At 36.8% G+C, this 13,932-nt stretch carries 10 protein-coding genes; 6 read left to right on the plus strand and 4 right to left on the minus strand.

Annotation, left to right across the window (positions count from 1 at the left end):
- Nucleotides 1-43: 43 nt before the first annotated feature.
- Nucleotides 44-2,323: an FAD-dependent oxidoreductase gene (locus ABDW27_RS03675; protein ID WP_276174770.1), complete on the minus strand. Its 2,280-nt coding sequence runs from the start codon at nucleotides 2,321-2,323 to the stop codon at nucleotides 44-46.
- Nucleotides 2,324-2,349: 26 nt separating this feature from the next.
- Nucleotides 2,350-3,996, minus strand: coding sequence for a sodium:solute symporter family protein (locus tag ABDW27_RS03680; protein ID WP_144219297.1), 1,647 nt, complete (start codon nucleotides 3,994-3,996; stop codon nucleotides 2,350-2,352).
- 284 nt (nucleotides 3,997-4,280) lie between these two features.
- On the opposite strand from ABDW27_RS03680, the gene ABDW27_RS03685 reads away from it, so the two are divergent.
- The 6 genes from ABDW27_RS03685 (at nucleotide 4,281) to ABDW27_RS03710 (ending at nucleotide 12,247) form a co-directional block, all read left to right on the plus strand.
- Complete coding sequence (locus ABDW27_RS03685) at nucleotides 4,281-5,306, plus strand: LacI family DNA-binding transcriptional regulator (protein ID WP_144219296.1); 1,026 nt, start codon at nucleotides 4,281-4,283, stop codon at nucleotides 5,304-5,306.
- Between the two features lie 467 nt (nucleotides 5,307-5,773).
- Nucleotides 5,774-7,024 carry a T9SS type A sorting domain-containing protein gene (locus ABDW27_RS03690; protein WP_144219295.1) on the plus strand — a complete coding sequence of 417 codons (1,251 nt, stop codon included), beginning with the start codon at nucleotides 5,774-5,776 and terminating at the stop codon, nucleotides 7,022-7,024.
- Between the two features lie 232 nt (nucleotides 7,025-7,256).
- Nucleotides 7,257-9,227: a CRTAC1 family protein gene (locus ABDW27_RS03695; RefSeq protein ID WP_343694643.1), complete on the plus strand. Its 1,971-nt coding sequence runs from the start codon at nucleotides 7,257-7,259 to the stop codon at nucleotides 9,225-9,227.
- A gap of 47 nt (nucleotides 9,228-9,274) precedes the next feature.
- Nucleotides 9,275-10,534: a beta-porphyranase D gene (locus ABDW27_RS03700; protein ID WP_343694644.1), complete on the plus strand. Its 1,260-nt coding sequence runs from the start codon at nucleotides 9,275-9,277 to the stop codon at nucleotides 10,532-10,534.
- 17 nt (nucleotides 10,535-10,551) lie between these two features.
- Entirely contained in the window at nucleotides 10,552-11,574 is a 1,023-nt protein-coding gene (locus tag ABDW27_RS03705; RefSeq protein WP_144219292.1) for a sugar kinase, read from the plus strand.
- Nucleotides 11,575-11,581: 7 nt separating this feature from the next.
- Nucleotides 11,582-12,247, plus strand: coding sequence for a bifunctional 4-hydroxy-2-oxoglutarate aldolase/2-dehydro-3-deoxy-phosphogluconate aldolase (locus tag ABDW27_RS03710; protein ID WP_276174771.1), 666 nt, complete (start codon nucleotides 11,582-11,584; stop codon nucleotides 12,245-12,247).
- A gap of 109 nt (nucleotides 12,248-12,356) precedes the next feature.
- On the opposite strand, the gene ABDW27_RS03715 is transcribed toward ABDW27_RS03710, so the two are convergent.
- Together ABDW27_RS03715 and ABDW27_RS03720 are read right to left on the minus strand one after the other, a co-directional pair.
- Nucleotides 12,357-13,604, minus strand: coding sequence for an FAD-dependent oxidoreductase (locus tag ABDW27_RS03715; RefSeq protein ID WP_144219290.1), 1,248 nt, complete (start codon nucleotides 13,602-13,604; stop codon nucleotides 12,357-12,359).
- A gap of 14 nt (nucleotides 13,605-13,618) precedes the next feature.
- Entirely contained in the window at nucleotides 13,619-13,927 is a 309-nt protein-coding gene (locus ABDW27_RS03720) for a 2Fe-2S iron-sulfur cluster-binding protein (protein WP_144219289.1), read from the minus strand.
- Between the last annotated feature and the right edge of the window lie 5 nt (nucleotides 13,928-13,932).

A 13,932-nucleotide genomic window follows, 5' to 3' on the forward strand; every position in this document is an offset into this window, starting at 1 on the left:
TTTAAAATAAAAGACTGACTTATTCTATCCCTACTATCAATGGTTATTGGCAAAAAATTTCAAAAACAGCTACAGGCACATTTGAATGGCTTTGTTCCAATTCGATGCTAAATCCTTTGGTTGTTATTTTTGAATCGAAAGTCCAAGTATTAATTGCTTGACAATTGTTTTTTTTTTCGAATAAAACTTTTCCACTCCTGTCTTTGATGGTGTAATTCTGCACACAAAACGGAACCACTTCTTCGGGATGTCCCATTAAGGTCGATTCCATGGGGTGGTCGTAATCAGGGTCTAAGAATAGTTTTATTTCAGAAAGTGCTACTTCGGTTTCCCATTCCACTTTTAGCGTTGGTTTGGTATCAGTAAGATCAGCCAACCAAGCATTGGCACTGCCATAAGGACGTACAAAACCATTGGTTAGATTTTCTACTCCAAAACACGCTATGGTTGGTTCGATTTGCATGGCAATATTCTGTCCTTTGGGTCTGCGAAACGGAATCCAAAATTCAAAAGCATCAATTCCGATGTTGTCAGGAGGCGTTTGTTTTCCGTTATTATTTACCGCTTTATTTTGTCCGTTGAAGACCGAAAGAACTCCTGTATATCGTTTTGTACTGCTTTGAATACTCAGTTTGTCATTGGATAAAAAAGTAACAAAAGCATACTGATTTTCAGTCGTGGCTGTTTTAAATTCAAAAGCTACTTCTTGTTCGCCCGGGTTAATTTTTATTTCTATCGTTTCTAAAATAATATCAGGCGTGTAATTTCTGGCTTTGGACGAAGTACGCAATTGTACTGTTAGCATGGTAGCTTCTTGCGCTTTTACTTTTACTTTAAAGCCATAGTTTTGATGGGCTTTGAAAGGCAATAATTGAGCAACCGCCACTTCTAGAGATGTATATTCACCGTCAAAATCTATTTGGTTTAATTTTAAAGTAGAAGAAGCTTGGATGGTTGCTTGTTTCAATAAATTTTGAGTTTTATCAATGGCTATCCCTGGAATGCTTTGCCCATTGATGCTCAAGGTTTGTTGCAATTCTTTTAGATTATCAGAAATTAGCAATTGGGCTGGTTTCAAATTATTTTTCACACATTGTGCCGCTCCGTATCCAACAGCCTGTGCGGCATGAGCACAAGTTGCCATGACACGAGTCGAACCAAAAGCTACGTGAGTAGCGCTAATGATACGTCCGGAAAGAAATAAATTCTCTATATTTTGACTTATCATGGTGCGTAGCGGAATCTGATATACCCCTTTAGAATGGTATTGGGTACAACCCGGACGGCTGTCATAGACCCCATCCGAAGGATGTAAATCGACTGCCCAGCCTCCAAAAGACACCGCATCCTCAAACGTATTTTGTTCGATTAGATCTTGTTGTTTGATCATATAATGTCCCTCAAAACGGCGGCTTTCTCGTTTACCAGGAATCGTTCCAACCCACTCCAACGTTAGATTTGCAGCATCAGGAAATTCACCCGAGTTTTTGATGTAATCCCAAACTCCATAAACTACTTTCCATAGTTCCCATTTGATGTCTTCAGATTCGTGAATGGTATCTTTTCGTCCGCCATATTCCAACCACCACAAACGACAACCCGAATCTTTATCACTCAAGCTTTTATATCGTGGAATTTCGGTAATGTCTTTTAAGGCAAATTCTGGAGCGACATATTTTACTGGTGCTCCCGTATCTTTACTGTAAAAATAAATGGTATGTCCTAGTAATTCACCATAGGATTGGTCAGGAGCAAATTTCTCTCCAAATTCTTCCACTTTTTCAGCACCCATTCTAAACGCAGCGCCAGCCTGAAAACCCACAATTCCATCTCCCGAAGCGTCACAAAATAAATTGGATTTAAGGATATAAGTAGTTGAGTTTTGGCTACAAAAGGCAGTAACTTGACTAATGTTTTTGGTATCCGCTTTTTCTACCTCATAAACTGCGGTGTTTAATAACAGCGTTAAATTTTTCTCATTCGAAACTTTTTCTAACAAAACCGTATCAAATATAAGTGCATTTCCTTCTTTATTTCGATATAAATTTTCGACTAAAATCTCATCGATGATACCGCCCTCACGAGCCCAACGGTTGTTGTTTCCCATATGTGAAGTTGCGCCCAAAGTCCACAAACGAACTTCGCTTGAAGCGTTACCACCCAAAACAGGTCTATCTTGAACAAGAGTTACAGTTACACCCTCACGGGCAGCTGCAATGGCCGCACAAACACCAGCTAATCCTCCGCCAACAACGACTAAATCAGATTGAATTGTAGTAATTTTATTGGATCTTACTTTTGAACTAAAGCTTTCTACTTGCATTTTTTTCTTAATTAAATCGTATGTATTTATTCTTTATTTTTATAAACTATGAAGATGCCCAATAAGCAAACTGCTGCTCCCACTCCTACCACGATAGAAATTAAAATAGTAGAAATAAATTCTAATGAAAGTATTAAGGCTCCTGTTAAGGCAACTCCAATTCCAATGACTCTTCCCCCTTTTTTATTACTTCCATCCGAATCATCTTCATATACATTTTCACCAATAGCTGTTTTTTGTACATAAGCTTCATAAGTATCTTGGGATGGATTGGTTTGGATTAAATAGAATTCTGATACCAACATTAATACCATTGGAACAGCAACACCTAGAATCATTTCGGCACTACGACTCAGGGTTATATCTAGTAATTGTGGAGCTAAAAATTTGAAAAATCCCGTAATCAATAAGGTGATTAAGGTAACCGATAACATACTAGTCCCTGTTTGTTTTTTAGAGAAAATAGTCCACAACGGAGGCAAAAACATGGCTCCTCCTGTTACCGCTGCTAAACTCAAAACAAAATTGACAACACCTCCTAAAAGTGGTACAACCAAAGCTACCCCAATGGTAATCAAGCCTAAAACAACGGTAGCCGTTTTCCCCACACGCATCAATTGAGCGTCACTTGCCTGAGGTTTGAAATGTTTAAAAAGGTCATTGGTAAAAACTCCTGCGGCGATATTTAAAGTGGTATTTACCGAACTAGAAGTGGCAAATATCATCCCAACGAGCATTAAACCGAGCATTCCCGCTGGTAAAACTTCTTTACACATTAATAAATAAGCACCTTCTGACTCTACTCCATCAAGATTTGGGTTTAGAATGCGGTAAATCATAGGAGGTAACATCCAAAATAACGGACTTATCACATACAAAGCTCCAAACAACCAGCCCACTTTTTGAGCGTCTTTGGGTGTGGCAACAGAGGTGTAACGTTGTACATAAGCCCAGTTTCCGGCCAAAAAAAATAAATTATAAAGTCCAAAAGCAATTATAAAAGCAATAGAATATTCTTCGTTTACCAAATTGAAAAAAGCATCAGGCGAAAGTTCTATGAATTGGCCTACTCCTCCAATTTTATCAAAAGCCAATGGAACTATGATTATGACAACGGCTGTTAAAACCACAAACTGCAACACATCGGTAACGATAACTGCCCAAAGTCCTCCCACGGCGGTATAGATTAAAATTAAGATCCCTAAACTGATGATGCTGGTATAAATAGGAATCCCTGTAGAAACCTCTACAATCTTGGCCACAGGGTATAAAAATGCTCCTGTGGTAAATAATGAAGTCAGTAGAAATAAATAGGTATATGTTTTTTGAATTTTAAAACCATAACGATTGGTTATGTATTCGGCTACGGTTAGCGAATTTGTTTTACGCCATTTGGGAGCAATAAAAAAACCTATAAGGATACCTGCAATAGCCATAGTCCATTGAATACTTACAGCTACCCAACCACTTTTGTACGCTATAGAACCCCAAACAACAAAGGTTCCTGCCGAGAAAAAACTCATGAATAAAGACAACCCACTCATCCACCAAGGCAAGGCGCCTCCAGCAGCAAAATAGGATTTCATGTTTTTTCCTGTTTTAGAAAAAGCCAAACCGCAAACAAAAATGAGTGCAGAAAAAATCAGAATCACCCAAATATCAATGTTTTTCATATAAGTAAATTTGTTTTTTAGTGGTCATTGATAAAATCGCTTTTTAACCAATTTTATTTGCATATGCAAAGCTTTCTTAAAAGGCGATTTCATAACCTTTTTTTAATTTTTATTAAAAGTAAGAATTGAATAAATGGAATTAAATTATATTTTTTACAAACCCTACCGAGAACGTTACCGAAGCTTGTTAAATCTTTCGAGAACGTTACCGAAAATTATTGTACTTTTATAACCTATTAATCATTTTCATTTGTAAAATAATCTTTTCAAGTTGTTTAATTCGCATGAAATATATTACCATCAAAGACATTGCTAAACAATTGAACACTTCAGTTTCTACGGTTTCAAGAGCCTTCAACGACAAGGCTGATATCAATCCTGAAACCAAAGCATTGGTTTTAAAAACGGCCAAAGCATTAGGATATCGTCCTAATCCTATTGCTAAAAAGTTAATGCAACAGCGTTCTTTTACTATTGGTATTATTGTACCTGAGTTTATCAATGCATTTTTTCCTGAGGTCATCATAGGGGTTCAAGAAATTTTGTTTGAAAATGGATATCAAGTGCTAATTGCTCAGTCTAGCGAATGTTTTGAAACTGAATTAAAAAATATCAAAACCTTAGAAGATAGCATGGTTGATGGCTTGATTGTTTCATTATCAAGTGAAAGCAATAATACCGATTATTATCAAAATTTAATTGCGTCGGGCTTTCCAATCGTGCTTTTCAATAGGGTAAACAATCAACTCAATTGTTCTAAAGTTGTTTTTAACGATTACAAATGGGCCTTTTTTGCCACCGAGCATTTGATTAATCAAGGTTGCAAGAATATTGTACATCTCAAAGGTAGGGATGGCGTTTCATTGACAAATGAGCGTCTAAGAGGGTTTTTAGACGCTCACCAAAAATACCAATTGAGCTATAATAAAAATCAAATTGTAGCTACGGGATTCACATTAGCCGATGGTCAAAAAGCGGCGCAAAATATAATAGACTCAGGAAATATTCCTGACGCTATCTTTGGAGCAAATGATCCGGTAACTATTGGAGCCATGCAAGTTTTTAAGAAAAATGGATTTTCTATACCAAATGACATTGCTTTTGTTGGTTTTACCGATTCACAAATGGCAACTATAATTGAGCCTCCACTGACTTCTGTTTCGCAACCTGCAAGGGAAATTGGTGAAGAAGCTGCTAAAATACTTATTGAACAAATTGAAACAAAGAAAGGTTTCCAGCCTAAAAGCATTACCTTAAATGGGCAATTAAATATACGTGCTTCTTCTCTAAAAATCACTTCATTGAAGTGACGAAAGTCATTTTATAAATTTTAGCAATGTGATAAATTATTAGCTATTAAATATTTTGCATGAAGAAGCTGGAGCTATTCTTGATCCAATTGTTTTTAACATTATTTCTGCAATTATTTCTTTCATAAAAACAACAACTTGCCTATACCGTCAAATCTTCAGTACTTCATCACTATTGCGACAACTAATTTTTTTAATCTTATTATATTACATTAAAAGTATAGGTGTTTAGAATACTATTGATTTTAAATAAAGACTTATTATAAGCTACTAACTCTAAAGATATAAAATTCCTCTATGGCAAGGTAACCAGTAGCAATCCAGTTTTACACTGAAAACCTTTAATTCATTTTGTACAAATTATTCCTATTGTTCAGTTTATATCTAGTCCCCTAAACATTGACCTACACTTTGAAAAAGTAAATTGCGGGACCAAAAAAAGATTATAATTATTTAAACAAAGAATAATGAAACTAAAATTAATTGTACTGCTTACTTTATGTATGTCTCCGTTTTTATACAGTCAAGATTGGAATGGCATTCCCGTTCCTGCAAATGCTGGAACAGGAAAAATTTGGAAAATTCAGCCACAGTCTGATGATTTTAATTACACCTATGAAGCGTCCACTAATCAAGCAACGATTGGCGGAAAGTGGACTAACTTTTATCACAACACTTGGGATGGTCCAGGGCCTACAAAATGGAGGTATGAGAATACTACCGTTAGCGGAGGAAATCTGCATGTTTTTGCAACTAGACAGGCAAATGAAACTAAGACTTTTACTGTAGATTGTGATGGAGATAATATTGCCGAAAGCTGGACTATGGCGGCTACAAGAGCGGGCTGCATTACATCGAAAACAAGGGTAAAGTACCCTGTATATGTAGAAGCGCGTTTTAAAATCGCAAATGCAGTTATGGCTTCTGATATTTGGATGCTTAGTCCAGATGACACCCAAGAAATCGATATCCTGGAAGCATACGGCGGAAAAGCAACTAGAAATGATTGGCTAGCACAACGTTTGCATTTAAGTCACCATGTATTTATTAGAAGTCCGTTTTTGGATTATCAGCCTACCGATGCCAGCACATGGTACACGGGAGCTACAAAAACCTATTGGACAGACAAATGGATTCGTCTTGGTGTGTACTGGGCTAGTCCAACTCGGTTAGAATACTACTTGGATGGTCAATTAGTCAAGGTAATGGACAATCTAGATACTGTGAACGGCAAAGACGGAATAGACCCATTAAACTATACCTCAACAGCTACTCCAAGAACTGCCGCTACACGCACGGGACTGGTAAAAGAAATGGATATCATTATTAATATGGAAGATCAAAACTGGAATGCCTGTAAAGGACGTACTCCTACTGATGAAGAAATTACAAATTTTGACAATCATAATTTCAATATCGATTGGATTCGAATTTACAAACCTGTGACCGATCCAAATTTAGGGAAACAAGATGCCAAGATTGAAGAAAAAAAATTGATGCTATTTCCAAATCCTTTTAAAGATTCTATTCAAGTAAAATCAGAAAAAAACATAAGCACTGTTCAAATTTACAGTTTGAGCGGAACTAAATTGTTGGTTGAAAAAATCAATAATACCAATGCTACTATTGCTACCAAAAACTTAAGCGCTGGAATGTATTTTGCACAAATCAATTGGGAAGATGGCACTACTGTTACTCAAAAAATTATTAAAGAATAAAATGAAATTCATCAATCTAACCCACCAAACACTCCTGACCCTAACTCTTTCACTTTTATTAAATAGCTGCTCGAGTACCACTAATCAAACATTAAAAACTCCTATAGCTGTTCATAACGAACCGGTAGAAATCCAATATACAGTAGAAGGAAAAACGGAACGGATAGTCCACCTGAAAGTAGATTCCAAAAATAACTATTCTAACTTATCCTTAGTTTGTGATAGCCAAATTTTGGTAGACAATATTGATATTCCGAACGCTGGTATTGTTACTGTAAACGCATTAGTCGATTTTAAAACAGAGGGAGAAAAGAAAATTAAAATACTCAAACAAGGTGGTGAGATCACCCTTTTGGATATAAAATTTAACGCTACAGACATTCCAGCTATCCCGCAATTTAAAGACATTTCGGATGAATCTGGATTAAAGACAGAATATACTTGGAAATACGGCGGTCCATCGGTGGGTGATTTGAATAATGATGGTTTGTATGATTTTGTTTTAAACAACCACGACAAAGTGCCTGCCAAACTTTTTTGGAATCTCGGAAACAACAAAGTTCAAGAACATTCCGAAATACTCAAGCAATGGGACATACACGGTTCTGCAGTCGGCGACTATGACAATGATGGCGATGTGGATATTATTATTGCACAAGGCGGTGGTAATGGAACTGACCCACAACCGCCTCATTTACTACGCAATGACAATGGAAAATTTACAGAAGTTTCGATCGAAGCCGGAATTACACACGGCTCACGCGGTAGAGCAGTTCGATGGATCGATATGGATTTGGATGGCGATTTGGATTTATTACTTATCAATGCCGAAGGAATTAATAGTAGTTCCGGAAGTCAACAAATTATATACACAAACATAGGAAATGGTCATTTCAAGATTGCACATAGTAAAGCAATTGAAGGTGCCAATGCCGAACGCGTTTTAGTGACGGATATTAATGGAGATCAAAAAGACGACTTAATTCTGTTTTCGCCTATATCGGTTTGGGTTGGCAATGGCGATTTAACCTTTACTGATGTTACCAAGCAATGGGTACCCGAAAATCTTCAAAAAACAGATTTGATTACCGGGGCATGCGAAATAGATATTGACAATGATGGAGACATGGATATTTATTTAAGTAGAGGAAAACCTAGCTACGAAATAGCCAATAAATCTTTGGATTACAACCCTATTACCAAACGTATGGATATGCGAGACGAAGGCAACAAAGGCATTACCAGCATCGACTTTGAGGCTCCGGGTCACATTACCTTATCGGGTATATTTTTATGGTATCGTATGTATAATGATGGATTTCCTTTGCACTTAGGCGCTTCCAAAAAAGAGATCCTGGACGTTCAGGAAAAGGACACCATAAAAGTAACCCCAGAAATGGCCAAAGGATGGCCGAATGAAAGAAAAGAAAATGGTTGGTATCTTGGTTATTTAGGCAACAACAAATGGCGATTGGAATCTGTTAGAAACGGCAATATCTATTGGGAAATTAGAATATCTATTGATGGAGTTCAATCTGTACATCCAGAATGGACACCGCAAAACAGAAATGTTCAGGATGTATTATTTAGAAACGACAATAATCATTTTACCGATGTTACCACCAAGTGGAATGTACCTTTGGGAGGAAATAATCAAGGGGTGGTTGCAGCCGATTTTAATAATGACAGTCATATTGATTTGTTCGTATATAGGTTTGGCTTTTTGAAATCGAGCGTGAGTGATTGGCTTTTGCTAAATAACGGAAAGGGGCAATTTGAAACTACAACGCTTCATAATGCTCATGACCCTAATGATCCTGGACATGGGGATATGGGGCAAGCTTTTGATTTTAACCTTGACGGAAATATCGATTTACTAAACGGAAGCGATAATTATGGAAAATGGTATCTGTATGACAATAGTTTGATCCAGAATAAAAACTATGTGCTAGTTCGCGTAAATTATTCCGATTTGCATCATATTGATCCGATGTCTGCTACTGTAACGGTCACTACACCCTCTAAAAGCTATACCAAAAGAGTAGGATCATCAGGAGAAGTATTTTCGCAAAGTTTATTGAATACCGTACATTTTGGTCTAGGTGATGACGAAACAATTAAAAGCATCACCGTTCGATGGAGAAATGGCGAGACTTATACTGCAAAAAATTTAAAGGTAAACCAAGTTTATACTACTCCGTGAATCATTTAACAACTAGATTAAAAAACACAATTATCCTAAAAATATAAATGATGTCTATAAAAAGAATAATGATACTATTGGCGTTTGCTAATTTACATTGGGTTCAATCTCAAACGATAACATCTGGTCCTCCAGAACCGCCCTTGGGGAAAAGATGGGTTCTAAATCCCGAGCTTTCAGATGAGTTTAACGGAACGCAAATTGATACAACCAAATGGTTTGATTACCATCCGCAATGGAAAGGCAGAGTTCCTGGCTTGTTTCTGGCTTCTCAGGTTTCCGTAAAAGATGGTTTTTTACAAATTAAAGGGGAAAAAATGAAAAAAGACACCCTTATCAAAAACGCCAACGGGGAAGAAAAATTTACTATCGCAGGCGGAGCGGTTGTCTCCAAAAAAACAGTGTTATTTGGGTACTATGAATCCCGAATTAAGGCTGCGGCTACCACTATGTCGGCTACTTTTTGGTTTTCTACCAATGGAAAAACGAAAAGTCTAAAAGAGTGTGACAAATACAGTTTAGAATGGGATATTCATGAATCTATTGGCAGAAATGGACCTTTTGAAGGCAGTTATTTTGCCAATGGAATGCATTCTAACTCTCATTATTGGTACACAGACTGCAATGGAGAGGTTCATGATTACCGCGCTCCTCAAGTTGTTTTTCAAAATGCGGAATTATCTTCTGAAAATTTTAATGTGTATGGTGGATGGTGGCGCGATGAACAAACAGCAAGTTATTACTACAATAATGGTGAACCAAAACATCAAAAATTTTATTCCGAAATAAACAAAAAACCGTTTGACAGACCAATGCACATGCGTCTGGTATCAGAAACCTACCCTTTTCCTTGGATTGAGTTGCCAAATGATGCTGAATTAGCAGATCCAACAAAAAATACCGTTTATTATGATTGGGTACGCGCTTATAAATTGGTAGAGGCTAATATGCCAATTCCGTCTTCTAACAACGAACCGGTTATCCCTCTTTTTAATGAACAAATTCTTTTTCACGTGGCTATTATAAACTTAGTTTCTAAAACAATTTTAAAAATCCCAATACAATATAAGGCCATTGAAGATCGTGAAATACTACTAAAACTATCCGATCCTGAAGGAAAACTAATTAAAGAAACTAAATTCATTGCCTACACTGGTTATGCTAATTTAGAATACGATATGAGAATAGATAAAAAACTTGAACCAAAATCTGGATATTCATTATTGGCTATAATTCGACCATTGAACACTAAAGATCCTGTTGATATTGATTCTAGTACATTGATTATTAATTTAAAAAGCAAATAATTAAACTATAAATTAAAATGACAAAAATAGTCACTTTCGGTGAAATTTTACTGCGTCTTTCAACGGAAAGACATTTAAGGTTCTCACAAGCAGAATCGTATAAAGCTACTTATGGCGGTGGAGAATTTAATGTTTCTGTATCTCTGGCAAATTATGGTCTGAATACAGAATATATTACACGATTACCAAATAATGAATTAGGTAATTGTGCACTAAAAGAGATGAGAAAACTTAATGTCGGCTGTCAGAATGTGCTCTTGGATGGTGATCGAATTGGGATTTATTTTCTAGAAACAGGAACTAGTACAAGAGCCAGTAATATTGTTTACGATCGCGAAAATAGTGGAATGTCAACTTTAAAAAAAGGAATGATTGACTGGAAAGAAATTCTAAAAGATGCCACTTGGTTTCACTGGAGTGGCATTACTCCTTCCCTATCTGAAAGTGCCGCTGAGGCTTGTGTTGAGGCTTTGGAAATTGCAAAAGATATGGGCTTAACAATTTCTTGTGATTTAAACTACAGATCAAAACTTTGGAAATATGGTAAACATCCAAAAGAAGTTATGCCTAAAATTCTGCAATATTGCAACGTAATTTTAGGAGATCTAGACACTGCAAATTTCATGCTGGGCCTACCACAAATGAATCCGGATTATCAAAATCAGGAATCACTGCCCGTGCTGTATGATACCATTTTTAAACTAATTCCGTCGTTAAAATTTATGGCAACCACATTGCGCTATTCTGTAAGTGCTTCTCATCAACGTATAGGAGGAATTTTATACGATGGAAATACAATTTATGATGCAGACGTTCAAGATGTAACTCCGGTTGTAGATCGTGTTGGAAGTGGTGATGCTTTTATGGGAGGCTTAATTTATGGATTAAATGAAGAACCACTAAACAAACAAAGAGCCCTTAATTTTGCTGTAGCAGCCTGCTGTCTGAAACATACTATTGCAGGCGACTATAACTTAGTAACACTTGAAGAAGTTGAAAAATTAATTGGAGGTGATTTTACAGGAAAAGTATCAAGATAATATAAATATGGCACAATATACCCGAATTGAAGTAGCTCAAGCGATGAAAAATACTGGAATGATTCCACTATTTTTCAGTAATGATATCGAATTAAGTAAGAATATTTTAAAAGCGTGTTATGATGGTGGTGCACGTTTGCTGGAATTTACAGCTCGTGGCGATTTTGCGCACGAAATTTTTGGCGAACTTACCAAGTATGCAATTAAAGAATTACCTGGAATGATAATGGGGGTTGGCTCCGTAACCGATGCTGCAGCTGCCTCGTTATACATGCAACTTGGCGCAAATTTTATTGTAACTCCAGTATTACGTGAGGATATTGTAATAGTTTGTAACCGACGCAAAGTTTTATGGTCTCCTGGGTGCGGAACACTTACAGAAATAACAAAAGCAGAAGAATTAGGTTGCGAAATCGTTAAACTTTTTCCGGGCGATATTTATGGACCTGAATTTATAAAAGGAATTAAAGGTCCACAACCTTGGACATCTATTATGCCAACTGGAGGAGTACATCCAACAGCTGAAAATCTGACTTCATGGTTTAACGCTGGAGTAACTTGTGTAGGAATGGGATCCCAATTAATAACTAAAGAGATTGTGGCAAATAAAGATTTTAAGGAATTAACTGAAAAAGTTAAAGAAGTTATTGAAATTATTTCGAAGTTAAAATAATTATATCTAAATATAAAAAGAGATTGTGATAAAATTATTTTATTCACAGTCTCTTTTCTACTTTATAACTCGTTTTATTTTTTTGAATATTCGCTTTTTTAGTTCCAATCTAGTCCGCTACAATAGTATCTAACTTTAAAATAGAGGTACTATCAAATAATTTCCATTTATCAATTTTAATTTTCTGCTTAATAGCTTTTGTACCTAATACATAAGCCTTGGCATTATTAACCGCATCTACGGACAATAAAGTATCTTCATTAAAGTACCAAACTGAAAAACTATTGGGCTTATCTTCTTTTCTAACCACGACCTCGGTATAGCCTTGTGACAGACCAACCATTTGTAATTTGAGATCGTACTGATCCGACCAAAACCATGGAATGGTGTCGTAAACCGAAGCACCTCCACATATTGCAGCAGCCGCGATTTTGGACTGATCTACGGCATTTTGAACCGATTCTAAACGGATAAAGCGGTTGTAATGCGGGTTAAAATGATACGTACAATCACCAATTGCATAAATATTGGCCTCACTGGTTTGCGCCTTTTCATTGACTATTATCCCATTTTCAATTTTGATTCCTGCTTGTTCTGCCAATTCTTTATTTACCAAAATACCTACACCCACAATAATCATATCCGCTGGATAACGAGAACCATCGGTACAAACCACTACGTTTGAAGCGTCATTATTTTCAATTGCGCTTACATTTTTAGCCGTAAGCACTTCTACCCCATTTTGATGATGCAACTCATGAAAAAAACTAGACATTTCTGGAGCAGTCACTCGTGCTAAAATTCGAGATTCACGTTCCAATACCACCACCTGAGCACCTAATTTTTTTAAGGAAGCAGCCGTTTCTAGTCCGATATAACCTCCACCAATCACAACAACACGTTTGGTAGCGCTCGCATTGATGCCCTTTTTGATAGAAGCAACGTGCGCAGCGGTACGCAAAGGAAATACATTTTGAGCAGTTGCTAATCCTTCAATTGGCGGTACAATTGGTCTTGCTCCCGTAGCCAAAACCAATTGATCATAAGACTGTTGCGTTCCGTCTTCCAAAGTAATGGTTTGCTCTTTTGCATGTATTGCGACCACCTTTACCCCCAAATTCAAGGTGATGTCTTCTTTTTGGTAGCTTTCTGCTGATTTTAAAACATTCTTATCAATACCATCATCACTTGTCAAATAGGCCTTAGACAAGGGTGGGCGATGGTATGGCAACACAGGATCGGCATCAAAAAGCAATATGTCGCCTTCCCAGCCTTCTTTTCGTAAAGCCGTAGCACAATTTACGCCGCCATGGCTCGCTCCTATAATCACACAAATTGGTTTCTTAGTTTCAGACATACAACATTTTTTAATTATTTAGCCACACGAAGCACTACTCCGTCCAACGCTTCGGTAATTTCTAATTGACAACACAAACGGCTGAATTCATCCGCATCATCATCTAATTCTAGCATATCCGTTTCAATTTCGCTAGCGGTTCCCGTTTTTGAAACATGTTCTGGTAAAACATGTACGTGACAAGTAGCACACGAACATACCCCTCCGCAATCACCATCGATTCCTTTGATACCATTGTCAACTGCAAGTGCCATTACGCTACCCGATGTTCCTTCTAAAGTTATTGTTTCATCATCGCTAGTGATAAAAGTTATTTTTGCCATTTTCT

This window comes from Flavobacterium sp. (assembly GCF_039595935.1).
In the GTDB taxonomy this organism is placed as follows: domain Bacteria; phylum Bacteroidota; class Bacteroidia; order Flavobacteriales; family Flavobacteriaceae; genus Flavobacterium.